The organism is Streptomyces sp. NPDC093221 (genome assembly GCF_044753885.1).
GTDB lineage: Bacteria > Actinomycetota > Actinomycetes > Streptomycetales > Streptomycetaceae > Actinacidiphila.
Genome location: NZ_JBIVOA010000001.1, coordinates 855,937 through 878,781 on the forward strand (window position 1 = coordinate 855,937; position 22,845 = coordinate 878,781).

Sequence of the window (22,845 nt, forward strand, 5' to 3'; positions counted from 1 at the left end):
CCGCGGGGCCGGGACCGGGCGGGGCGGCGCGGGCGGGTATGTCCGAGGGGTCGGGCTCCGCGGGGTCAGACACGGCGGGTGATCCTCTCCAGCAGGGGAATCGCGTCGGCCAGCAGCCGCTGCTCCTCGGGGGTCAGCTCCTCGTCGATCGCGCGGGCCAGGCGGCGGGCGCGCTCGGCGCGGGCGCCGTGCAGGCCGTCGAGACCGGCCTGGCTGAGGGAGACGACGATGCGGCGGCCGTCGGACGGGTCGGGGTCGCGGACGACCAGGCCGCGCTCCTGGAGCACGCCGATGATCGTGCACATCGACTGCGGCCTGATGCCCTCGCCCGCGGCCAGCTCCGTCGCGGTGGCCGGGCCCTCCCGGTCCAGCCGGACCATGGCCGAGATCTGCGAGAAGGTCAGCTCCCCGTCCGGCTTCACCTGCCGCAGCCGCCGCACCAGCGGGCTCAGTGCCACGCGCAGGTCCACCGCGATGCGTCCGGCCTCGGCCGGACTGCCCGTACCGGCCGGGTCGTCCGGGCTCGCCGCCGTGCCGGTCGCGTCGGCCGCGGTGCCAGCCGCGTCGCTGCTGGTCGTCATGATGATCAGTATAAACTTATCAGTCCAGGCTTATGGTATAGCTGGCGCATGACTGTTTCCCCCAGCGGTTCGCTGACCGCCACCACCGTCACGATCACCGGCCACGGCGGCGACGAGATCGAGGCGTACGTGGCCCGACCGGAGGGCGACCACCGCCGCGGCGGTGTCGTCGTCATCCACCACCTGCCCGGATACGACCGCCCGACCAAGGAGATGACGCGGCGGTTCGCCGAGATGGGCTACGACGCCGTCTGCCCCAACCTCTTCCACCGCGAGGCCCCCGGCGCGGCCCCCGACGACGCCGCCGCGGTCGGCCGCGCCAACGGCGGGGTCCCGGACGAGCGGCTGGTCGGCGACGTCGAGGGCGCGGTCGCGTACCTGCGCGCCCTGCCCACCTCCAACGGCAAGGCCGGCGTCATCGGCCACTGCTCGGGCGGCCGTCAGGCCGTGCTCAGCGCCTGCCACCTCGACGTGGACGCCGCCGTCGACTGCTACGGCGCCTTCGTCACCGGCACCGTCCCCGAGGGCTTCGTCCTGCGGATCACCAACCTCGTCGACCAGCTCCCCAGCCTCGGCGCCCCGCTGCTCGGCCTGTTCGGCGCCGCCGACAGCCACCCGAGCCCCGCCGAGGTCGCCGAGTTGGAGCGCATCCTCACCGACCTCGGCAAGGAGTACGAGTTCCACAGCTACGAGGGCGCCGGGCACGGCTTCTTCGCCGTCGACCGCCCCAACTACAACGTGCCCGCCGTCCAGGACGGCTGGGAGCGCATCGCGGACTTCTACGGCAAGCACCTGGAGGGCTGACCATGTGCACGTACTCCACCGTCAAGGCCGAGGTCGAGGGCAGCGCCAAGGGGCCGGGCGGCTCCTGGTTCCACGTCACCGACGTGACCGTCTACTTCGACCACCCCGTGCACGCGCTGGCCGAGCACACCCTGAACATCGACTTCGCCGCCCCCGCCAAGGGGCCCTCGGCCCGCGTCGCCCTGGAACTGACCGCGGACTCCGCGCGGGCGCTGATCACCGCGATCCAGGACGCGCTGGCGGCCGTGCCGCGCGAGATGGCCGTCTGACCACCGGGCCCGGGGCCCAAGGCCCTTGCCGCGCGGCGGAGTTCGGGCCGGGCGCCCGGCCCCGCTGTTACGCGACCCCGTCCTCGCTCTGCCGCGCGCACGCCGACTCGCACGCGTCCAGTCGCGCCAGGCCCGCCAGTATCGTCCGCGCCTTCGCCTCCAGGCGGTAGGTGCGGGCCAGTTCCAGGGCCCGGTCCCAGTGCTTGCGGGCGGAGGCGGGGTCGCCGCGCTCGAAGTGCGTACGGGCCAGCACCTCCAGGGTGTCGGCCGCCGTACCGCGGTCCCCGAGCCGGTCCAGGATCGCGACCGTCTCCTCCAGCGCCGCGACCGCCTCGTCGTACCGGCCCACGGTGCGCAGCGCCTCGCCGAGGCTGGTGAGGCTGCGCGCCGTGCTGGTCAGCAGCCCGCGCTCGCGCCACATCCCCAACGCCCGCCGGTAGCAGGCGATCGCGGCGGCCGGGTCGCCCGCGCCCAGGTGCGCGTCACCGAGATTGCCCAGCACGGTCGCGACCCGGTCGGCGTCGCCCACCGCGTAATGCAGGTCGAGCGACTGCCTGCCGTACTCCAGCGCGAGATCGTGGTCGCCCAGCGCGTGGTGCAGCCCCGAGAGGTTGTTGAGGATCGCCGCCTGCCCCTGGAGGTCGCCCGCCGCCTCGAAGTACCGCCGGGCGACGCCCAGATGCTCAAGGCACGGGTCCACCCGGTCGGCCATGCCGTGCGCGACGCCGAGCCTGCTGTGCATCCACGCCCGGCCCTGGACGTCCCCGGTCTCCTCCACGCAGGCCATCGCCTCCTGGAGGCACAGGTCCCACTCACCGGTCCACCAGTACGCCTGCGCGTAGCCGAACAGACCCGCCGCCAGCCGCCACGCCACGTCGGGCCAGCGGCGCGCCGCCGCCAGCCGTATCGCCTCCTTGATCGCGGGCAGCTCCTTGACGCACCACCGCAGCGCGGCCTCCTCGCTGTCGAACTCCAGCGGGGGCACGGCCGGTTGCTCGTGCAGCGGCGGTATCGGATGGCCCTCGGGGGCGAGCAGGGCCGCGGTCCCGGCGACCGTGACCGTGTACCAGACCAGCAGGCGGCGCAGGCCGTTCTCGCGGACCCGCGGCGGCACCTCCTCGGCGGCGCGGGTCGCCGCGTACTCGCCCAACAGGTCGTGGAAGGAGTAGTGGCCGGCCCGCGGAGTCTGCAACAGGTGCGTGTCGACCAGCGCTTCGAGCAGGTCCTCGGCCGGGGCGGGGTCGCGGCCGATCAGCGCGGCGGCCGGGACGAGGTCCAGCGGATGGCCCGGCCACAGGCCCAACAGCCGGAAGGCGCGGGCCGCTTCGCGCTCGGCGGCCTGCGGGCTGTCACGCATCGCGAGATAGCTCATCGCGAAGGTGTCCTGCACGGCGAGGCCGCCCGCGGACAGCGCGTGCAGCCGGTCGCCCGCGCCGTCCAGCCGCTCCGCCAGCGCGGTCAGCGGCCAGTTGGGGCGGGCCGCCAACCGGGCGCCCGCTATGCGCAGCGCCAGCGGCAGTCCGCCGCAGGCCGCCAACACACCTGCCGCCGCGGCAGGTTCGGCCGCCACCCGCTGCTGCCCGCACACCGCGACCAGCAGCCGGTGCTGCTCCTCCGCGCCCAGCGGCTCCAGGGGCAGCCGTACCGCTCCGGGCAGATCCGCCAGCGTCCTGCGGCTCGTCACGATCACCGCGCTGTCGCCGCGGCCCGGCAGCAGCGGCACCACCTGCGCCGCGTCGCCCGCGTTGTCCAGCACCAGCAGCACCCGGCGGCCGTGCAGCGCCTGCCGCAGCAGCGCCGACAGGTCGTCCGGGTCGTCCGGCAGCGGCAGCGCGCCGCCGGTGCCCGGCGCGCCGCCGTCGGCCAGATCGCCCAGGAACCGGGCCAGCAGGTCGCGCGGGCGGCGCGCGTCACCCGCGCCGAAGCCGCGCAGGTCGGCGTAGAGCACGCCGTCGGGGAAGTCGCGGCGCGCCCGGTGCGCCGCGTGCACCGCGAGCGCCGTCTTGCCTATGCCGCCCATGCCGGTGACGACCGCCACGCGCGGGGCGTCCGGGTCGCAGGGGCGTATCACCCCGAGCAGCGCGGCCAGTTCGTCCGTACGGCCGGTGAAGTCGCCGGTGTCGGCCGGGAGTTGGGCCGGTGGAGTGGACGGCTGGGCTTCCTGCGGGGCCGCTTCGTCCTCGGGGGCCGCCAGGATCTCGCGGTACGCGGCCTGCACCGAGGGGCCCGGCTCCACGCCCAACTCGTCGACCAGCGTGCGGCGCAGGTCGTGGAAGGCGGCAAGTGCCTCCGCCTGCCGATGCGTTCGGTGCAGGGCCAGCATCCACTGGCGGTGGAACGGCTCGCGCAGCGGATGCGCCGCCGTCAGCGCCGCCAATTCCGCCGCCATTCCCTGATGGCGGCCCAGCGCCAACTCCGCGTCGAACCGCCACTCCAGGGTCTGGAGCCGGGCCTCCGCCAAATGCGCCGCGTACGCCCGCAGCGGGTCCGACAGCGCCGGTACGTCCGCCAGCGGGTCGCCGCGCCACAGCGCCAGTGCCGCCCGGCACTCGGCCAGCACCGCCGGCCAGTCCCCGTCCCGGTGCGCCGCCCGCGCCGCCGCGTGATGCCGTACGAACACCTCGGCGTCCAGCTCGCCGACCGCCACGTCCAGTACGTAGCCCTGCGGGACCGCCCGCAGGCGCGAACCCGGGCGGTCGTCCTCGGCCAACAGCCGTCGTAGCCGGGCCACATGATTGTGCAGCGACGCCGTCGCCGTCGGCGGGGGCTCCTCGCCCCACATCGCCGCCTTCAGGGCCTCCGGGCGCACCGCCCGGCCCGGACTGCTCAACAGCGCGGCCAGCAGTGCCCGCGCCTTCGCCGAGCCGACGCCGCCACCCTCCACGGTCACAGCTCCGAGCAGCTCGAACCGCATCCGTGGCCCTCTCTGGCCGTTCCCCCGAACGGCGCGTTAGCCCCATGTTAGCGGCCGGTTGGCGCCCCCCTCCATGCTTGACCTCCGGGTCCGGCCCGGCGGCGCGGGTGGGTCCATCCACCGCCGCAACGGGGGCGCGGCACGCCGCGGCCGGACCCGACCACTTCGCCCCCTCCCGCCCTCCGGGCGCGGGAAGACCGCCTCGCCTCTCCGCAAGGCCGTGCCCCTGCGCACGCCGCAGATGCGGTCGCCTTCGGGCCGGCAGCCCGGTGGGGGCGTGTCGCGCAGCTCCCCGCGCCCCTGGTGGGGCGGACCATTTTTTGCCCAGGGCGGCACGCCGATCTTTTAGGGGCGCGGGGAACTGCGCGCTCAGCCACGGCGGTGGCGCGCTGTGAGAACCGGCCCCGGTGGGGCAGATGCGGTTGTTTTCGGGCTGGCAGCCCGGTGGGGGTGGGCCGCGCAGTTCCCCGCGCCCCTCAAAAGATCGGCGTGCCGCCCTGGGCAAAGGGCGCTGTCCGGAGGCGCGGGCCGGGAAAGATCGGGGGGCCCACAGCGGGAGCGTGTCAGTGGGGTGTGGGCGGCGTGTCAGTGGGCGGGGGGAGGGTGGGGGCATGGAGAAGACGGTGGGCGGGGAGAGAGCGGCAGCGAAGTCGGCGGCGTTCGGGAAATTCGTGGTGTGCGGCGGAGGCGTCGGCCTGCTGTCGAGCGCGGTGCTGGTGGCGGCGGCGGGCCACGCCCCGTTCGCGCTGGTGAACGCGGTGGTCACCGTGGTGTCGACGCTGCTGGCGACGGAGCTGCACCACCGGATCACGTTCAGGTCCGCCGAAGGCGGATGGGCGGGGTGGCGGGTGCACAGCAAGTCGGCGCTGACGCTGCTCGGGGCATACCTGTTCACGACGGCGGCCGTCCTGACGCTGGACCACGCGCACCCGCACCCGGGCGCCCTGCTGGCGCAGGCCGTGTACCTGGGGGCCTCCGCCCTGGCGGGCATCGCCCGCTTCGCGACGCTGCGCCTGCTGGTCTTCCCCACCCGGAACCCGGCCCGCGAGGCCGCCCGCGAGGCCGCCCGCGAGGGCACCCGCGAGGCCGCGAAGCCGCTGGACCGGGACGGTGTGGCGGCAGCCGCGTAACGGCCCGGAGACGTCCCCGGGCGCCCCGTAACATTCCCCGTCCCCCGCCGCGTCGAAGAGGTGAAGGGTCGGACGGGGGAAGGGGAGCGGGATGCGAGAGGGGGAGACGGCGGCGTATCTGGAGTTCGCGGCGGTCCGCGCGAGCCACCTGTACCGGTCGGCCTGTCTGCTCGCCAGCGGCGACACGCACCTGGCGGAGGACCTGGTCCAGGAGACGCTGGGCCGGATGTTCGTCGTCTGGGGCCGGATGGCGAAGGTGGGGAATCCGGCCGCGTACGCCCAGACGGTTCTGGTCCGCGCCTTCCTGACCCACCAGCGGCGGCGCAGCAGCAAGGAACGCCCGAGCGCGGAGCTGCCGGACAGCCCCACGCGGCACGGCGACGACGCGACGCTCAGGATCACGCTGCTCGACGCGCTCGGCCGGCTCTCGCCGAAGGACCGGGCGGTCCTGGTGCTGCGGTACTGGGAGGACCGCAGCATCGAGGAGACCGCCGAGGCCCTGCGCTCCACACCGGGCGCCATAAGGACCCGCACGGTACGCGCGCTCGCCCGGCTCAGGGCGGACCTCGGCGGCAGCCTCGCCGATCTCATCGCCCGCTGAGCCGCGTCGGCTGAGCCCCCCCCGTAACCGATAGCCGCCGAACGACCGAACGACCGAACGACCGACAGACCAACCGGCCGCACCCGTGGCCGTACCCCCCCCACGTAGACCGCATCCGTACACACCAAACCGAGACGGTGGTTCCGCCATGCCCATCGAACCGATCGAATTCGAAGACGAGCTGGGCGACGCGCTGCGCCGCACCGCCGACACGTTCCAGCCGGACGACTCCCGCGGCCTGGTCGCGGAGGGGCACGCGCACGGCCGCAGACTGCGCCGCAGGCGTACGGCCGCGATCACCGCGGGCGTCGCGGCCTTCGCCCTGGTCGGGGTGGGCGGCGCGCTGGTCGGCGGCCTGGCCAAGGGCGACGGGGGCAGCGGGGTCGCGTCGGCGCCCACGAAGCCCGCGGTGTCGTCCGCGGCCTCGGACAAGGCGAGTTCCGCGGCGAAGCCGGCCAGGCCCGCGATGACGGCCAAGCAGGTGATGGACCTGTTCCTGGCGACGCTGCCCAAGGGTCATGTCACGAAGTCCACCTGGCCCAGCCGCGGCACCGAGGAGGGCATTCCGCTGGCGGCGGTCGTCTTCAACAAGGGGCTGGTGACGCTCGGCATCGGCGCGGGCGAGGCGGTGCCGTCGTGCCCGGACTTCCCCTCGCAGGACCCGGACACCTCGTGCACGTCGACGCACGTGCACGGCGGCACGCTGACGATCTCCAAGGGCTTCGAGTACTCCGACCACCGGGCCGAGACCAAGGAGTGGTACGCGACCCTCGTCACACCCTCCGGCGCCGTGATCAGCCTGAGCGAGTGGAATTCCAGGGACGAGAAGGACGCCCCGATCTCACGTCCGAATCCGCCGCTCAGCTCGGCCCAGCTCGCCAAGATCGTCACCGACCCGCGCTGGCAGCGGGTGATCGACGCGCTGCCCGACCCGGACAAGGCGACCAGGGACAACGCGGCCACGGACCCGTCGGCGAAGGACAAGGCGTCCGCCCGCCTGGCGGGCACGTACGGCGGCTGACACCGCCCCCCGCCCGGACGTTCCCCGACCCGTCTCCCGGCCCGTCCCCCGGTGCCTCGCAGGGCCTTCCCCCCGCCCCCTCCTCCGGTCCGCCGCCGACCGGACCGGGGGAAGGGGGGCTTCCCGTTCACAAGCTTTTTGCGCATGCTTTGAGTACCCGGGTGCCGTCGGCGACGGCTTTCGGGTGACAATGCGACAGTCGAAGCTGAAGTATTCGGCACAGTTGGCCCCCTGAAAGAAGCGAGGATCTCCATGTTGCGAAACGGGCTGGAGCCGTGGCACCTGATCGTGGTGGCGATCGTCGTCATCGTGCTGTTCGGTTCCAAGAAGCTGCCGGAGGCGGCCCGCGGACTCGGTAAGTCGATGCGCATCCTCAAGTCCGAGGCGAAGGCGATGAAGAGCGACGACACGGGGCCCGCGAGCCCCGAGCCGACCGCCACCGCCACCCCGGCGCCCGAGGCCATCACCCCGAGCGACGTCGTGACCGCGAGCGAGACGACCCCGACTCCGCAGCCGACGACCACGGCCAAGTAGCCGCCCCGCGCGCGGCGTTCACCGCCGCGTCCGCCGGGTATCCGGCCGAATCACCGCGAAGCGCCCGTCGGCCCCCCGCCGGACGCCGCTGGGACGCGGCCTGCCCCCGCCCCCCGTTTCCGGGATCCGGCAGCCTTGATACGTTCCTGATGTCCAGGAACCGGAAGGCCGGATCCGGTGGAGTGACGGGGGGCCAGGGGTGACCACGGGTACGGGCAGCGCCGCGGAAGCCGTACCGCCGGAGTTTCTGACCGGTTTTCCCGAAACGCTCGCCGAGGTCTCCCGCAGTTGCCGCCCGCTCAGCCGCGCCGAGCGCGAGAGCCGCCGCGCGCTGGGCGAGCAGGCGGCGGACTCCGGCATAGCCCTGCCGTCGCTGATCGGCACCCACCTCACGGCCGTCCGCGAGACCTGGCCCGTACTGCCCGGCGTGGCCGACGCCAGGAGCACCGCCGAGCTGCGGCAGGTCGGCGCCGCCGTCCTGGCCGCCCTGGAGACCGGTGTCGCCGCCCTCGCCGAGGGCCACAGCCGGGCGCAGCGGCACTCGGTACGCCGCGCGGCCCTCGCCCGCCGCGCCTTCGTCGACGACCTGCTCTACGGCCGCAGCGACCCCGGCCGCCTCGCGGAACAGGCCGAGGGCTTCGGACTGCGGCTCGCGGGCCAGCACGTCGTGGCGGTCGCCGCGGCGCCCGAGGACGGGCCGTACGACGAGACGCACCCCGCGCTCAGCCGGGTCGAGCGCGAACTGGCGGGCCGCTTCGGCGACCACGACGCGCTGGTCGCGCCCAAGGACGGCCGGATGGTCTGCGTCGTGCCCGGCACGCAGCGCCAGGTGCTCGACGCCTTCGTGAAGACCGTCGCCGCGCCCAGGACCGCCGTCGGCCGCTCGCACAGCGGCGCCTCCGGCGTGGTCCGCTCGTACGAGGAAGCGCTCAGCGCCCTGGACCTCGCCGACCGGCTCGGCCTGGAGGCGACCGTGCTCAACGCGGCCGACCTGCTGGTCTTCCCGGTGCTGATGCGGGACCGCGCGGCGATGCTCGACCTGGTCAAGACGGTGCTCGGCCCGCTGGAGGAGGCGCGCGGCGGGGCGCTGCCGCTGCTGGAGACGATCACCGCGTACGCCGCCGCCGGGTACGTGAACGCCGAGGCCGCCCGGCGGCTCGACCTGAGCGTGCGCGCGCTGTCGTACCGGCTGGAACGTATCGCCGCCGTGACCGGCTTCGACCCGGACGACGCCTTGCAGCGCTACACCCTGGAGACGGCCGCGATGGGCGCGAGGCTGCTGGACTGGCCGACCAAACCGCTGTGAGCCGCGCGCCGACGCGGCGCGTGCGCTGACGGGGACGGGCGCGCCCGAGCCAGGGCCCTGCCCACGCGGCGGGCGGGACGGTTCGGCGGGTGCGCTGACGTGGATGCGCACGCCCGGGCCAGGGCCCTGCCCACGCGGCGGGCGGGACGGTTCGGCGAGTGCGCTGACGTGGCCGGTGTGCCGACGCGCGGGCCGGGGCTACGCGGCCGGCGGGGGCGGTGTCGCGCCGGTGGGTATCGCGGTCGCTCCGGCGGCGCGGGCGGCGGCCACTTCGGCGGCTTCCGCCTCCTGCGTCGGGCAGCTCCGGTCCTCCTCCGAGCGTGCCTCCTCGCACTCCGTCTTGAGCCCGGCGCTGATCGCCCGGCCCGCGTCGCGCAGCGTGGCCAGCTGCTCGGGGGTCAGGACGTCGAAAAGGTGCTCGCGGACGGCCGTCACATGCCCGGGGGCCGCCGCTTCCAGCGCGGCGAACCCGGCGTCGGTGAGCGTCGCCACCCAGCCGCGCCGGTCGCAGTCGGCGGGGCTGCGTACCACCCAGCCCTGTTTCTCCAGCGCGGACACCGCGTGCGAGAGGCGGCTGCGCGAGGACTGCGAGGCTTCCGCCAGCTCGCTCATCCGCAGGCTGCGCCCGGACGCCTCCGAGAGCCGCACCAGAATCTCGTAGTAGGCCATGGGCATGCCGGACTCGCGGCGGAGCTGGCGGTCGATATACGCCGAGAACTCCACGCTCGCGGTCATATACGCACGCCAGATCTCCTGCTCGTCGTCGCTCAGCCAGCGCACATCGTCCATGCCCACCAGCATACGGGTGGTTGAACTCTCAACACCATGGCGTTATGGTGGGTGAGCGCTCAACCAAATACCCCGGTTCACCGCTCAAGGAGCCCCACATGTCCTCCCAGACCGAAGTGATCGACGGCTACGTCGCCGGCAAGTGGACGATCGACGCGGTCCACTCCGATGTCTCCTTCTACGTCCGTCACCTCGGTGTCTCCAAGGTCCGCGGCAGCTTCGACAGCTTCGAGGGCACCATCGAGACCGCCGAGAACCCGGTGGACTCGAAGGTCTCCGCGGTGATCAAGACCACCTCGGTGAGCACCAACAACGAGATGCGCGACAACCACGTCCGCAGCGCGGACTTCCTGGACGTGGAGAAGTTCCCGGAGCTGACCTTCACCTCCACCGCGATCCGCCCCAAGACCTCCGAGCTGTTCGAGGTCGACGGCGACCTGACGCTGCACGGCGTCACCAAGACCGTCACCCTCCAGCTCGAACTGAACGGCTTCGGCACGGCCCCCCAGGGCCACGCCATCGCCGGTTTCTCGGCCGCCACCGAGATCAGCCGCAGCGACTTCGGCGTGACCGGCGGCGCCGCCGGCGCGGCCGTCAGCGACAAGATCCGCATCGCGCTGGAGATCGAGGCCGCCCAGGGCTGAGGCCCCCGCGCCCCGCCCTGCCACGGCACGGCAGATCACGCGTTCTCGCGCCTTCGCGCGGCGTATTCCACGGCTCCGGCCGCCCTCCGTACGGGTCACTCCGCGCGGACGGCGGCCGGAGCCGTTTCGGTTGCGGTCGGTTCAGGACGTGTAGACGCGGTGAAGACTGCCGGGAACCGGCAATGCGACAAAGGTTCCCGGACTGCGACAATCATCGCGGGGCGGGGGAGAGCCGCACAGGGGGGAGGTGTTGGGGATGGGGGAGTTCACCAGCATCGTTCTCGGCTTTCCGACCGTCCTGTTCGGCGGGGCCCTAGTGGTCGTGGTCTGCTTCTGGCTCGTTGTGCTCCTCGGGGGGGCCGATGCCAACGGACCCGGACACCACGGCCCCGACGCCGACTTCGGGGGCGCCGGACACGGCGGTCACGGCGGGCTCGACGCGCACGCGCACGACGCCCCGGACGGCGGCCACGAGGGCCACGGCGGACTCGGCGGCCTGCTGGCCGCCACGGGACTGGACGGCGTGCCCGTCACCGTCGTCTTCTCGCTGCTCACCGCGCTCGCCTGGTTCCTGAGCCTGGCCGGCTCCGCGGCGCTCGACGGCGCCGGCCCGCCGGGCCTGGTGCGCACGCTGCTGTCCTTCGCCGTCCTGTGCGGCGCCGTGATCGGCTCCTGGTCGCTGACCTGGGTGCTGGTCCGCCCGCTGCGACGGCTCTTCCCGCACGAACGCCCGCCCTCACGCGAGGACTTCGTCGGGCAGCCCTGCGTGATCCGCACCGGACGCGTCACCGGCGCCTTCGGCCAGGCCGAGGTCACCTCGCCGGACGGCTCCACCGCGGTGGTCCAGGTCCGGCAGAGCGGCGAGGACAGGTACGCGGCGGGCAGCACCGCGCTGATCTACGCGTACGAGCCCGACGGCGAGTTCTTCTGGGTCGCGCCGTTCGACCCTTACGAACGCATCGGCCCCGCGACGGTCTGAGCGGTTCAACCCCTGAAGGCCGCGACGCCCGAAGGCTTCACCGCCTCGGGGCCGCGACGCCTCGCCGCGCCCGCCCGTCCGCACCCCCACTGAACGTCCCCACTGAACGTCCCCGCCGGCCGGACCACTCCGGCCGGTCCGCCTCGCCGCGCGGCACCAACCCGCCGTACGGCGGCACATCGTCCCCGCACCACCAGACCCGTAGAACCTGAGGATCTGCCATGGATGCCACCGCCATCGGAATCGGCGTGCTCTTCGGAGTGCTTCTGCTCATCGCCCTCGGAACGCTGTTCACCGTGAGCCGGCTGTTCCGAAAAGTCGCCCAGGGCCAGGCGTTGATCATCTCCAAGGCGAAGCATGTCGACGTCACCTTCACCGGCGCCGTCGTGCTGCCCGTCCTGCACAAGTCCGAGCAGATGGACATCTCGGTGAAGACCATCGAGATCCAGCGGACCGGCCGCGAGGGCCTGATCTGCCAGGACAACATCCGCGCCGACATCCACCTGACCTTCTTCGTCCGCGTCAACAAGACGAAGGAGGACGTGATCAAGGTCGCGCAGGCGATCGGCACCGAACGGGCCAGCCACCAGGGGACGTTGCAGACGCTGTTCAACGCGAAGTTCTCCGAGGCGCTGAAGACCGTCGGCAAGCAGCTCGACTTCGTCGACCTCTACACCCACCGCGAGAACTTCCGCGACCGGATCATCCAGGTCATCGGCACCGACCTCAACGGTTACCACCTGGAAGACTGCGCGATCGACTTCCTCGAGCAGACCCCGATGACGCAGCTCGACCCGGCCAACATCCTGGACGCGCAGGGCATCCGGAAGATCACCGAGCTGACGGCGATCGAGCACGTGCGCACCAACGAGTTCCAGCGCACCGAGCAGAAGGAGATCACCCGGCAGAACGTCGACGCGCGCGAGACCATCCTGGAGCTCGAACGCCGTCAGGCCGAGGCCGAGATCAAGCAGCGCCGCGAGGTCGAGACGCTGCGCGCCAAGGAAGAGGCGGCCACCGCCCGCGTGCAGGAGGAGGAACGCCTGGGCGCGCAGGGCGCGTTCATCCGTACCGAGGAAGTGCTCGGCGTCCAGCGCGAGAACCAGCAGCGCGAGATAGCGGTCGCGCAGAAGAACCGCGAGCGGGTCATCGCCGTGGAGAACGAGCGGATCGAGAAGGACCGCGTCCTCGAAGTCATCGCCCGCGAGCGGGAGACGGAGCTGTCCCGGATCTCCAAGGAAAAGGAGGTCGAGTCCGAGCGCCGCGAGGTCGCCGACGTCATCCGGGAGCGGATCGCGGTCGACCGCACGGTGGCCGAGCAGGAGGAGTCGATCAAGGCGCTGCGGCTGGTGCAGGAGGCCGAGCGCGAGCGGCAGGCGCTCATCATCACCGCGGAGGCGCAGGCGCAGGAGCAGCTCGTCAAGGACATCAAGGCGGCGGAGGCGTCCGAGCAGGCCGCGCACCACAAGGCACGCGAGTCGCTGACCATGGCCGAGGCCCGCAAGCAGGCCGCCGAGCTGGACGCCGCCGCCAAGATCCGGCTGGCCGAGGGCATCCGGGCGGAGGCCGCGGCGGCCGGGCTCGCCGACGTCGAGGTGCGCGAGCGCAGCGCGGAGGCGATCACCAAGGTCGGTCACGCCGAGGCCGAGGCCACCGAGGCCCGGCTCAAGGCGGAGGCGGAGGGCTCGCGGCTGCTGGCGCTCGCCAACGCCGAGGGCACGACCGCGCAGGCGAAGGCCGACGCGGCGATGATCGGCGAGAAGCTGAAGGCGGAGGCCGAGGGCCTGACGGAGAAGGCCGCCGCGATGGCGGCGCTCGACGACGCCTCGCGCGGCCACGAGGAGTACCGGCTGCGGCTCGCCGCGGAGAAGGACATCCGGATGGCCGGGCTCGACACGCAGCGCTCCATCGCGGAGGCGCAGGCGACGGTGCTGGCCACCGGCCTGGAGCACGCCGACATCCAGATCGTCGGCGGCGACAGCGTCTTCTTCGACAAGCTGCTCGGCGCGGTCTCGGCCGGGCGCAGCGTCGACAACTTCGTGGCGAACTCCGACACCGTCAAGACGCTCGCGGGCACCTGGCTCGACGGTTCGGGCAACAGCTTCACCGAGGACGCCACGCGCGTGCTGTCCTCGCTCGGGTCCGGTGACGTCGCCAACCTCACCGTCTCCGCGGTGCTCGGGCGCCTGATCGCCGAGGGCGGTCCCCAAACGGGTTCGCTGAACAAACTCCTCGACCAGGCACGGTCGTTGGGCCTGGCCGACGCGCCGCTGAGCGCTCTGCGCGGTGCCGCGCCCGACGCCCAGCCCGCGGCCTCCTCGGCCAACGGTCTCGTCAAGAAGTGAGGGGGCCGGGCGTGAGCGGGGCGCAGGAGTCGCGGGGCACGGCACCCGAGGGTTCGCCGGGCGCGGCCTCAGGGGGGCCGCGCCCGGCGGGCGGGTCAGCCGCGGGCGGGCTGGACGGGGACGCGTACGAGGTGCTGCGCGCACGGCTCACCGCGTCCGCGCGGCTGCTCGCGGACCGGGCGGGGGCGCTCAACTCCCGTCGCCAGGAGGTGTTCGGCACCACCGAGCTGCGCCTGGACGGCACCGAGCGGCTGCGCACCGCCCACCCCGCGCAGGCGGCGGACGTGGCCGCCGTCGGCCCGTATCTGCTCTTCGCCTCGAACCCGCCGGAGGTCACCTCGGTCGGCGACGTCTTCCAGGCGCTCCCGGCGGCGTCGGTCGGCGAGGGCGGTGGGGGCGGGCAGAGCCGTGCGGGCGGCGAGGGCGGTGCGGGCGGCGGCGACGCGGGCCCCGCCGGGCTGCTCGACGACCCCGTGTTCGTACGGGAGTTCGGCGAGCTGTACCGCTACTACCGGCAGACGCGGCTGCTGCGGCTGCGCGTCGCCGAGGGGCGGCTGCTCGCGGTATTCAGCACCGGGCCCGGCGTCGGCGACGTCCGCGTGGTCGGCTGGCGGGTCGCGCCCGACGGGAGCTGCGCGTACGAGGGGACCGCGCGCGAGGAGTGGGCCGACGCCGACGGCGGCGTCTACACCGTCACCTGGGCGGCCGTCACCCGCGAGGACCAAGTGGCGGGGCGCGACCCGCACCTCGCGCTGACCGCGGCCGACGGCGGCACCGTCACCGTCGCCACCTCCGGCGGCACGCTCGCCATCGGCGCCGACGAGGCGTCGTACGAGGAGCCCGTCGAGGACGCGCTCCAGGCCCTCGCGGACGCCGACGTCGCCTACGCCACCGTCGGCCCGCTGGTGCTGCTGCGCGTCCGGCCGTACCGCGAGAACGCCGACCGGCACTTCGCGGTCAACACCAGGACCGGCGAGATCGAACGGCTCGACGCCCTCGGCCAGGCGTGCCTGCGGCTCCCCGACGACCAGGGCGTGGTCTTCCCCGGCGGCTACGCGCTCGCCACCGGCGGCACCCGCGCGTACGAAACCGGCCCGGAGAAGCTGGAGTTCGAGCGGATCGTGCGGTCCGCGAACGGCGAGGACGTGCTGTACGTCTTCCTCGCCGCCGACGGCCGCCGCCTGCTGCTGCCGTACAACCTCATCCGCAAGGAGGCCGCGGCGCCGCTGCACGTCCAGGGCGCCGCGCTCTACGAGGACGGCACGCTGCTGACGCTGCGCCCGGCCGACGGCGGCGAGGCGGCCCGGGTGCACATGGTGCAGCGCTGGGAGACGCCGTTCCTGTCCGACGCCTACGCCGCCGCGCAGCCGGTCGGCGGCGGACCGCTGGAGCGGATCGGCAACCCGGACCTGGTGCGGGCCGTCGCGGACACGCTGTCGGTGGCCCGTACCGCCCTGGCCCTGGAGGCCGCGCCCGCGCTGCCGGGCTACGAGGCGTTGGTCGGCGAGTGCGAGCGGGTGCTCGACCGCTACCACTGGCTCGGCGACATCGAGGAGGACGCCGCTTCGACGGACGCGGCCTCCGGCGACCTGGTCGCGCCGCTGGCCCAGGTCCGCGACACCGGACGGCAGGTGCTCGCCGAGTACGCGCGGGTACGCGACCTGACCGCGCGCGCCGCGACCGCAGTCGACGAGAGCGCCGCCCGTATCGCCGTCCTCGTCCGGCAGGCGCGCGGCGAGGCCGTGAAGTCCGCGGACGAGTGGGTCGAACGGCTCACCGAACTGCGGCGCGCACAGGGCCACTTGATGTCCCTGCGCGAGATGCGGTACGTCGACGCCGAGCGCCTGGACGCGCTCACCGCGAGCCTGGCCAAGGACCTGGCGGACGCCGCGCGCCGCGCGGCGGGGTACTTCGCCGACGAGCACGCCTTCGACGGCTACCGGGACCGGGTCGCCGCGACCGCCGCCGACGCCGAGGCCATCGGGGCCGCGGCGGACGCGGCCGAGGTCGCCGCCGTCCTGGACGAGCAGGCCACCGGGCTCGCCACCGTCACCGAGATCGTCGGCACCCTGGAGATCGACGACGCGACCGTCCGCACCCGCATCCTGGCCGCCGTCGCCGACGTGCTCGGCGCCGTCAACCAGGCGCGGGCCGTCCTCGACGGCCGCCGCAGGGAGCTGGCAGCCGCCGAGTCCGAGGGCGAATTCGCCGCCGAGAGCGCGCTGTTGGCGCAGAGCGTCAGTGGGGCGCTGGCCGCCGCCGACACCCCGGAGAGCTGCGAGGAACAGCTCGGCCGGCTGCTGGTCAGGATCGAGAACCTGACCACGCGCTTCGCCGCCGACGACACCCGGCTCGCGGCCCTGGACGAGCGCCGCGAGGAGATCCACCAGACCTTCGCCGCCCGCAAGCAGGCGCTCGCCGACGAACGCGCCCAGCGGGCCCAGCGGTTGGCGGCCTCCGCCGAGCGCGTCCTGGCCGGGGTGCGCCGCCGCGCCGCCGCGCTGCCCAGCCTTGACGACGTCAACACCTACTTCGCGTCCGACCCGATGGCCGCCCAGCACCGGCGGATCGCCGCGCAGTTGCGGGACCTCGGCGACCCGGCGCGGGCCGCGGAGGCCGAGGCGGCACTGGCCGCGGCCCGGCAGGACGCGGGCCGCTCGCTGCGCGACCGGCTCGACCTCTACGACGCCGACGGCACGGTGATCCGGCTCGGCCGCCACCGCTTCGCCGTCAACACCCAGCCGCTGGAACTCGCCCTCGTCCCGCACGCGGACGGCCTCGCCTTCACCATCTCGGGCACCGACTACCTCGTGCCGGTCGCCGACCCCGCCTTCGCGGCCACCCGCCGCTTCTGGGACCGCCCGGTCGTCTCGGAGTCGCCCGACCTCTACCGCGCCGAATACCTCGCCGCGACCCTGCTGCTCGACGCCCCCGGCGCTCTGACCGACATTCCCGCGCTGGTCAAGGAGGCCGCCGCGGCCCGGCTCGACGAGGGTTACGAGCGCGGTGTCCACGACCACGACGCGACGCTGCTGCTGACCGCGCTGCACGAGCTGGACACGGCCGCGGGACTGCTCCGCCACCCCGCGGCCGACCGCGCCCTGGCCCAGCTCTTCTGGACCCATGGCGCCGCCCCGGCCGCCCGGCCGGCCTGGACCACCAGGGCCCGCTCGCTGAGCAGGGCCGCGTCCGCCTTCGGGGACTCCGCCGCCGCCGTGCCCGCGCTGACCGAGCTGGCCGCCGAACTCGACTCCGCCGTACGGGACTTCGCGGCCCGTGCCGGACTCGGGCGGATCGGCGCGGTGGGGGAGGGGACGCCCGTCGGCGACTACCTGGTGGCCGAACTGGCCGCCGACCGGACCGGTTTCGTCGGCGGCGCCGAGGCGCGGGCGCTGCGGGAGCGGTTCGTCTCCGCGCTCGGCGGCGCGCAGGGCGTGCCGTACAAGGAGTTCCTCGACGACCTCGGGGCGCTCGGCGACGACCTGGGCGCGCGCTGGCAGCTCGTGACGGGCTGGCTCGGCGCGCATGCCACGAGCTCCTCGGTCTCTTCGGCCTCTTCCGTCGCTTCCGTCTCTTCCGAGGACGGTGAACTCGCCGAGGCCGCCGCCGCGTTCGTCTGCGGTCCCGACCTCGCGGTCTACGCTTCCGAGGCCGCCGTCGGCACCACCGTGACCGGGCTGCTGGGCACCCACCCCCGGATCACCGCGCGGCGGATGGCCGTACGCCTGGACGAAACCCTCACCCGCGTACGGCGGTTCAGGGCCGAGGACGTCCCCGCCTACCGCACCTACCAGCGGCACCGCACCTCCGTGGTGGCCGCCGAGCGCGACCGCCTCGACCTGGACGCCTACCGCCCGTGGCCGTTGACCGGCTTCGTCCGCAACCGGCTGCTCGACGAGGTGTCGCTGCCGCTCATCGGCGACAACCTCGCCCGCCAATTCGGCCCGTCCGGCGGCCTGTTGATGCTGATGTCGCCGCCCGGCTACGGCAAGACCTCGCTCGTGCAGTACGTGGCCGCCCGGCTCGGCCTCGCCCTGGTGACCATCGACGGGCCCGCGCTCGGCACCGGCGTCACCTCGCTCGACCCCGAGCGCGCCCCCGACGCCACCTCGCGCCGCGAGGTCGAGAAGATCAACTTCGCGCTGGAGCTGGGCTCCAACGTGCTGCTCTACCTGGACGACATCCAGCACACCTCGCCCGAGCTCCTTCAGAAATTCATCACGCTGTGCGACGCGCAGCGCCGCGTCGAGGGCGCGGCGGGCACGTACGACCTGCGGGGCAAGCGGTTCGCGGTCTGCATGGCGGGCAACCCGTACACCGAGTCCGGCCGCCTCTTCCGCGTCCCGGACATGCTCGCCAACCGCGCCGACGTCTGGAACCTCGGTGACGTCCTGACCGGCAGGGAGGCGCTCTTCGCGCTGAGCTACGTGGAGAACGCGCTCACCGCCAACGAGACGCTCGCGCCGCTGGCCGGGCGCGAGCGCGGCGACCTCGAACTCCTCATCCGGCTCGCCGAGGACGACCCCACCGCCCGCGCGGACGACCTCGCCCACCCCTATCCGGCCGCCGAGCGCGAGGACATCGTGGCCGTCCTGCGCCATCTGCTGCGCGCCCGCGCCACCGTGCTGGCCGTCAACGCCGCCTATATCGCGTCCGCGGCCCGCACCGACGCCTCGCGCACCGAGCCGCCGTTCCTCCTCCAGGGCTCCTACCGCACGATGTCCCGCCTCGCCGCCCGTATCCAACCCGCCATGAACGAGGCCGAGTTGGAGGCCGTCATCGACGACCACTACCGCGCGGAGGCGCAGACCCTCGCCTCCGGCGCCGAATCCGCCCTCCTCCACCTCGCCGCCCTCCGCGACCGGCTCACCCCCGCCGAGGCGGCCCGGTGGTCCGCCATCAGGTCCGCCTACGCGGGGGGCGGTACGGCCGCGGGGTAGCGGGACACGGCCGGCCGCGTCGGCCCACGCGGCAAATCCGGTGACGCCGGGGCCCTCCCCCCGGATACTGCCGCCCATGGACGAGGTCAATGTGGTGGTCGCCCACTCCGAGCGCGCGACCCTGCGCGTCGGCGACGTGTTCTTGAAGGTGGACGCCGATCAGGCGCGTATCGACGTCGAGGTCGAGGCGATGGCCCTGGCGCCGGTCCCGACCCCGGAGATCCTGTGGCGCGAGCCGCCCGTGCTCGCGCTCGCCGCGGTCCGGGGCACGGCGCTCGGCCGCCTCGGTGAGCCGTCGCCCGCGTCCCCGGCGGCGTGGGCCGCGGCGGGCGCCGCCGTCCGGCGGCTGCACGACGCGCCGTTGCCGCCCTGGCCCGGCCGGCGCCGCCGCGACCCCGGCGAGTTGGCGGTGGAACTCGACGGCGAGTGCGAGGCGCTGGTGACCAGCGGCGTCCTGCCCGCCGCCCTGGTCACCCGCAACCGCCGGGTCGCCGAGGCCGCGCTCCGGGCGTGGACGCCGGTGTTCGCGCACGGCGACCTCCAGATCGATCACGTCTTCGTCGACGGCGCCGAGGTCACCGGCGTCATCGACTGGTCGGAGGCGGGCCGGGGCGACGCCCTCTTCGACCTCGCCACCTTGACCCTCGGCCACGAGGAGCGCCTCGGCGACCTCCTCACCGGCTACGGCGCCGACGTCGACCTCGACGCCCTGCGCGCCTGGTGGTCCCTGCGCGCCCTCCTGGGCGTCCGCTGGCTGACCGAACACGGCTTCGACCCGTTCGCCCCGGGCTGCGAGGTCGACGTCCTGAAATCCCGCATGTAGCCCCGCATGTAGCCCCGTACGCAGACCCGTACGCAGACCCGTACGCAGACCCCCGAGCCCCGGGCCGCGCCACAGTGCGGCGCGGTCAACCGACCGGGGCCGCACCCCGGAAGGCTATTCGGCGGCGGGACGCAGGGCGTGGACCAGGGGGCGGAGTCTGGTGGCGCGGAGGCGGTCGACGGCGGGGGCGGCGCGGGGGGCCAGGAGGGAGACGGGCCAGGCGACGAGGGCGCCGACGAGGAGGCCGACGACGACGTCGTGCGGGTAGTGGACGCCGATCCAGACGCGGGAGGCGGCCATGAGGAGGGCGAGGGGGACGGCGAGGCGCAGTCCCAGGCGCCGGTCGGCGAAGAGCAGGCCGACGGCGGCGGCCGCGGCGATGGCGGAGTGGTTGCTGGGGAAGGACCAGTCGCCGAGCGCCGGACACGTCTCGACCGTGACGGTGTGCAGTGTCTGACAGGGCCGCTGCTCGTCGAAGACCGCCTTGACCCCGTCGTTGACGAGGAAGGCGACCACGACGGTGAACGGCACGGCCAGCGCCGCCGCCATCGCGGCGGACCCGGCGGGGCGGGCCCGCCACCAGACGATCAGCATCAGGACGGCGAAGAGGCCGAGCCCGTAGTCGCTGAAGAAGCGGACGGTGTCGTCCACGGGCTGCGGGGTGCGCCCCGCGAGGTCGGTGATCCAGCGGTACAGGCCCGCGTCGAATTGCGAGGTCACGGGCGCTCCGGGTCAGAGGCGGCGGGGGTCGTCACGGCGGGGGCGGACGCGGCGGGTACGGGCTCCGCGTCGGCGGCCTTCGCGCCGTCGCGGCGGCTGCGCCGTACCTCCAGGACCAGCGGCGCCAGCGAGACGACCACGATCACCGCGACGATCGGCAGCAGGTACGTGTCCACGTGCGGGATCGACGAGCCGAGCCCGTAGCCGCCGAGCACCAGGCCGACGGTCCAGACGGCGCCGCCCGCGATCTGCCAGACGGTGAAGGTGCGGACCGGCACGTTCAGCGTCCCGGCGAGCGGGTTGAGCACCGTGCGCACGATGGGGATGAAGCGGGCCAGGACGACGGCCTTGGCGTGGCCGTACCGTTCGAGGAGTTCCGCGGCTCTGGCCGCGCCCTGGTGCAGCTTGGCGTTCTTCGTGCGGTTCAGCAGCGCGGGGCCGCCGCGCCGTCCGATCACGTAACCGGTCTGCGCCCCCAGCAGCGCCCCGGCCACGGCGGCGAGCAGCACCTGCCACAGCGAGAGATGCACCACATCGGAGGCGCCGGGCACGCACAGCAGCCCGGCGGTGAAGAGCAGCGAGTCGCCGGGCAGGAAGAAGCCGATGAGCAGGCCGGTTTCGGCGAACATGATGACCGCGATGCCGATGGCCCCGAAGGACGACAGCAGGGAGGTCGCGTCCAGGACGTTCACGGCCTGATCGAGCGCGGGCAGGGGCATGACGGTGGGGCCCTCCCATAATGGGTCCTGGGGTGCCGCGCGGCACCCTCCCCGACTACAGTCGTGTAGTCGGTCTACAGAACTGTAGACGAACGAGCCGGAAGGGGCGATCCATGACGGAGGCCAACGCGTCGGCCCGGCGGCCTTCGGGTGAACTCGAGGCGAGCGTGCTGGCCGCGCTGTGGGCGGCCGACGGCCGCGCCCTGACCCCCGCCGACGTCCAGCGCGACCTGGGCACCGCCCTCGCGCGCACCACCGTCACCACGATCCTCGCGCGCCTCTACGAGAAGGGGTCCGTCAGCCGCACCCGTTCGGGGCGCGGCTACGCGTACCTGCCGGTCCAGGACTCGCCGGGCCTGGCCGCCCGCCGCATGCGCACCGAGCTGGACAAGTCCGGTGAGGACGACCGCGGTACGGTCCTGGCCCGCTTCGTCTCCCAGCTCGACCCGGACGACGAACGGCTGCTGCGCGAGCTGCTGGTCCAGGCGGAGGAGGACGACGGGCCGCCCCCGGCCCTCGGCCCCGCCGGTCCCGCCCCGGAGGGCCGCCGCCCGTGAACCTCGCCGTCTGGGCGCCGCTGCTGCTCCCGCTGCTCGCCGTGCCCGCCGCGCGGCGGCTGGCGGACGCGCTGCCGCCGCGCGCCGCGGCCTGGCTGCTCGCCGGGTCCGCCGTCGCGCTCGCCGCGTGCAGCACCACCGCGCTGCTGCTGCTCGCCGGGGCGGGCGCCCTGCGGCTCCCGCCGGTCGCCGCCTTCGCGCACTTCGTGCTGCCGGTGGTCGGCGACCAGGTGACGGTGGCCGCCGCGTGCGTCGCCGCCGTGCTGCTGGCCGCCGTCGTCACGGCGCTGGTCCGCACCTCGCGCCGCCACCTCGTGCTCGCCGCGCGGGCCCGCAGGCGCGCCGTCGCGGCCGGTACGGCGGCCGGTGACCTCACCGTCCTCCAGGACCCCGGCCCCGACGCGTACGCGCTGCCCGGACGGCCCGGCCGGATCGTCGTCACCACCGGCATGCTGCGCGCCCTCGGTCCCGCCGAGCGCGAGGCGCTGCTCGCCCACGAGCGGGCCCACCTCGCCGGGCGCCACCACCTCTTCCTCGCCGCCTTCGCCCTCGCCTCCTCCTGCCACCCCGCCCTGCGCGGCCTGCGCGGGCCGCTGTCCTACGCCCTCGAACGCTGGGCCGACGAGTCCGCCGCCCTCGCCGTCGGCGACCGCCGCCTCGCCGCCCGCGCCATCGGGCGCGCCGCCCTGGCCTCCCGGCCCGGCGTCCGGCCGCACGCCGCGCTCCCGGCCGCCACCGGGCCCGTGCCGCGCCGCGTCGCCGCCCTCCTGGCCCACCCCCCGACCACCCCCCACCTCCGCGCCCGCGCCCCCCGCGCCATAGCCCTCGTCCTGGCCTCCTGCCTCGCCCTGTCCGCCGCCAGCGCCCTCCAGGCGGCCCACGACCTCCACGGCTCCATCGAGGTCGCCCAGGGCGAACGCTGACCCCGTCGCCCGTCGCCCGTCGCCCGTCGCCCGTCGCCCGTCGCCCGTCGCCCGTCGCCCGAGGCCCCCGGCCCCGGGAGGGGGCCGATGTCGCGCGGCGCCGGCGCGCGGTGACCCATGCCTTCCGCGTTCACGCGAACGGCACCCCGGCCGGAGGAGCGCGGCCGGGGTGCCGTACCGGGATCGCGGGTGCTGCCGCTGTCCGGTCAGGGTGCGCCGAGGGTCAGGAGACCAGGGCCTGCCAGG

Annotated in this window: 19 protein-coding genes; 14 read left to right on the forward strand and 5 right to left on the reverse strand. The window is 74.3% G+C overall.

From position 1 onward, the window contains the following. Positions 1-65: 65 nt before the first annotated feature. The gene (locus tag ACIQCJ_RS03820; RefSeq protein WP_402710615.1) at positions 66-581 is read right to left on the reverse strand and encodes a MarR family winged helix-turn-helix transcriptional regulator; all 516 of its coding nucleotides are present in this window, start codon (positions 579-581) and stop codon (positions 66-68) included. Positions 582-629: 48 nt separating this feature from the next. Here ACIQCJ_RS03820 and ACIQCJ_RS03825 point away from each other — a divergent pair, with 48 nt between their 5' ends. After that, positions 630-1,385: a dienelactone hydrolase family protein gene (locus ACIQCJ_RS03825; RefSeq protein WP_401716661.1), complete on the forward strand. Its 756-nt coding sequence runs from the start codon at positions 630-632 to the stop codon at positions 1,383-1,385. Between the two features lie 2 nt (positions 1,386-1,387). Beyond that, positions 1,388-1,654: a DUF6295 family protein gene (locus tag ACIQCJ_RS03830; protein WP_355336387.1), complete on the forward strand. Its 267-nt coding sequence runs from the start codon at positions 1,388-1,390 to the stop codon at positions 1,652-1,654. Between the two features lie 67 nt (positions 1,655-1,721). Here the strand turns inward: ACIQCJ_RS03830 and ACIQCJ_RS03835 are convergent, their stop codons facing one another. Further along, positions 1,722-4,568, reverse strand: coding sequence for a BTAD domain-containing putative transcriptional regulator (locus tag ACIQCJ_RS03835; protein ID WP_402710616.1), 2,847 nt, complete (start codon positions 4,566-4,568; stop codon positions 1,722-1,724). A gap of 611 nt (positions 4,569-5,179) precedes the next feature. Here ACIQCJ_RS03835 and ACIQCJ_RS03840 point away from each other — a divergent pair. The 5 genes from ACIQCJ_RS03840 (at position 5,180) to ACIQCJ_RS03860 (ending at position 9,160) form a co-directional block, all read left to right on the forward strand. Further along, complete coding sequence (locus ACIQCJ_RS03840) at positions 5,180-5,698, forward strand: hypothetical protein (protein ID WP_402710617.1); 519 nt, start codon at positions 5,180-5,182, stop codon at positions 5,696-5,698. 91 nt (positions 5,699-5,789) lie between these two features. Further along, positions 5,790-6,299 (forward strand): SigE family RNA polymerase sigma factor, encoded by a 510-nt coding sequence (locus ACIQCJ_RS03845; RefSeq protein ID WP_355336390.1) that lies wholly within the window; start codon positions 5,790-5,792, stop codon positions 6,297-6,299. Positions 6,300-6,447: 148 nt separating this feature from the next. Beyond that, on the forward strand, positions 6,448-7,320 hold the full coding sequence (locus ACIQCJ_RS03850) for a hypothetical protein (protein WP_402710619.1): 873 nt from the start codon (positions 6,448-6,450) through the stop codon (positions 7,318-7,320). A gap of 252 nt (positions 7,321-7,572) precedes the next feature. Beyond that, entirely contained in the window at positions 7,573-7,854 is a 282-nt protein-coding gene (gene tatA, locus ACIQCJ_RS03855; protein WP_355336392.1) for a Sec-independent protein translocase subunit TatA, read from the forward strand. Positions 7,855-8,053: 199 nt separating this feature from the next. Further along, complete coding sequence (locus tag ACIQCJ_RS03860) at positions 8,054-9,160, forward strand: helix-turn-helix domain-containing protein (protein ID WP_355336393.1); 1,107 nt, start codon at positions 8,054-8,056, stop codon at positions 9,158-9,160. Positions 9,161-9,358: 198 nt separating this feature from the next. On the opposite strand, the gene ACIQCJ_RS03865 is transcribed toward ACIQCJ_RS03860, so the two are convergent. Beyond that, positions 9,359-9,949: a MarR family winged helix-turn-helix transcriptional regulator gene (locus ACIQCJ_RS03865; protein WP_401309888.1), complete on the reverse strand. Its 591-nt coding sequence runs from the start codon at positions 9,947-9,949 to the stop codon at positions 9,359-9,361. A 98-nt stretch (positions 9,950-10,047) separates the two neighbouring features. Between ACIQCJ_RS03865 and ACIQCJ_RS03870 the strand changes: the two genes are divergently transcribed. The 5 genes from ACIQCJ_RS03870 (at position 10,048) to ACIQCJ_RS03890 (ending at position 19,680) form a co-directional block, all read left to right on the forward strand. Further along, entirely contained in the window at positions 10,048-10,593 is a 546-nt protein-coding gene (locus tag ACIQCJ_RS03870; RefSeq protein ID WP_355336395.1) for a YceI family protein, read from the forward strand. Positions 10,594-10,849: 256 nt separating this feature from the next. Further along, positions 10,850-11,572 (forward strand): hypothetical protein, encoded by a 723-nt coding sequence (locus tag ACIQCJ_RS03875; RefSeq protein WP_355336396.1) that lies wholly within the window; start codon positions 10,850-10,852, stop codon positions 11,570-11,572. Positions 11,573-11,793: 221 nt separating this feature from the next. Further along, positions 11,794-13,917, forward strand: coding sequence for an SPFH domain-containing protein (locus tag ACIQCJ_RS03880; protein ID WP_391042994.1), 2,124 nt, complete (start codon positions 11,794-11,796; stop codon positions 13,915-13,917). 11 nt (positions 13,918-13,928) lie between these two features. Further along, complete coding sequence (locus ACIQCJ_RS03885; protein ID WP_402710620.1) at positions 13,929-18,857, forward strand: DNA repair ATPase; 4,929 nt, start codon at positions 13,929-13,931, stop codon at positions 18,855-18,857. 76 nt (positions 18,858-18,933) lie between these two features. Next, entirely contained in the window at positions 18,934-19,680 is a 747-nt protein-coding gene (locus ACIQCJ_RS03890) for a phosphotransferase family protein (protein WP_402710621.1), read from the forward strand. Positions 19,681-19,794: 114 nt separating this feature from the next. Here ACIQCJ_RS03890 and ACIQCJ_RS03895 read toward each other — a convergent pair whose 3' ends face one another. Continuing rightward, a complete protein-coding gene (locus tag ACIQCJ_RS03895) occupies positions 19,795-20,400 on the reverse strand; it encodes a phosphatase PAP2 family protein (RefSeq protein ID WP_355336400.1) in 606 nt (201 codons plus the stop codon). Further along, positions 20,397-21,119 (reverse strand): DedA family protein, encoded by a 723-nt coding sequence (locus ACIQCJ_RS03900; RefSeq protein WP_355336401.1) that lies wholly within the window; start codon positions 21,117-21,119, stop codon positions 20,397-20,399. Before ACIQCJ_RS03900 ends, ACIQCJ_RS03895 begins: the two co-directional genes overlap by 4 nt. A gap of 113 nt (positions 21,120-21,232) precedes the next feature. Between ACIQCJ_RS03900 and ACIQCJ_RS03905 the strand changes: the two genes are divergently transcribed. Then, positions 21,233-21,676, forward strand: coding sequence for a BlaI/MecI/CopY family transcriptional regulator (locus tag ACIQCJ_RS03905; protein ID WP_402710622.1), 444 nt, complete (start codon positions 21,233-21,235; stop codon positions 21,674-21,676). Beyond that, positions 21,673-22,599: a M56 family metallopeptidase gene (locus ACIQCJ_RS03910; protein ID WP_355336403.1), complete on the forward strand. Its 927-nt coding sequence runs from the start codon at positions 21,673-21,675 to the stop codon at positions 22,597-22,599. The genes ACIQCJ_RS03905 and ACIQCJ_RS03910 overlap by 4 nt, the downstream gene beginning before the upstream one ends. The last annotated feature ends 246 nt before the right edge of the window (positions 22,600-22,845 follow it).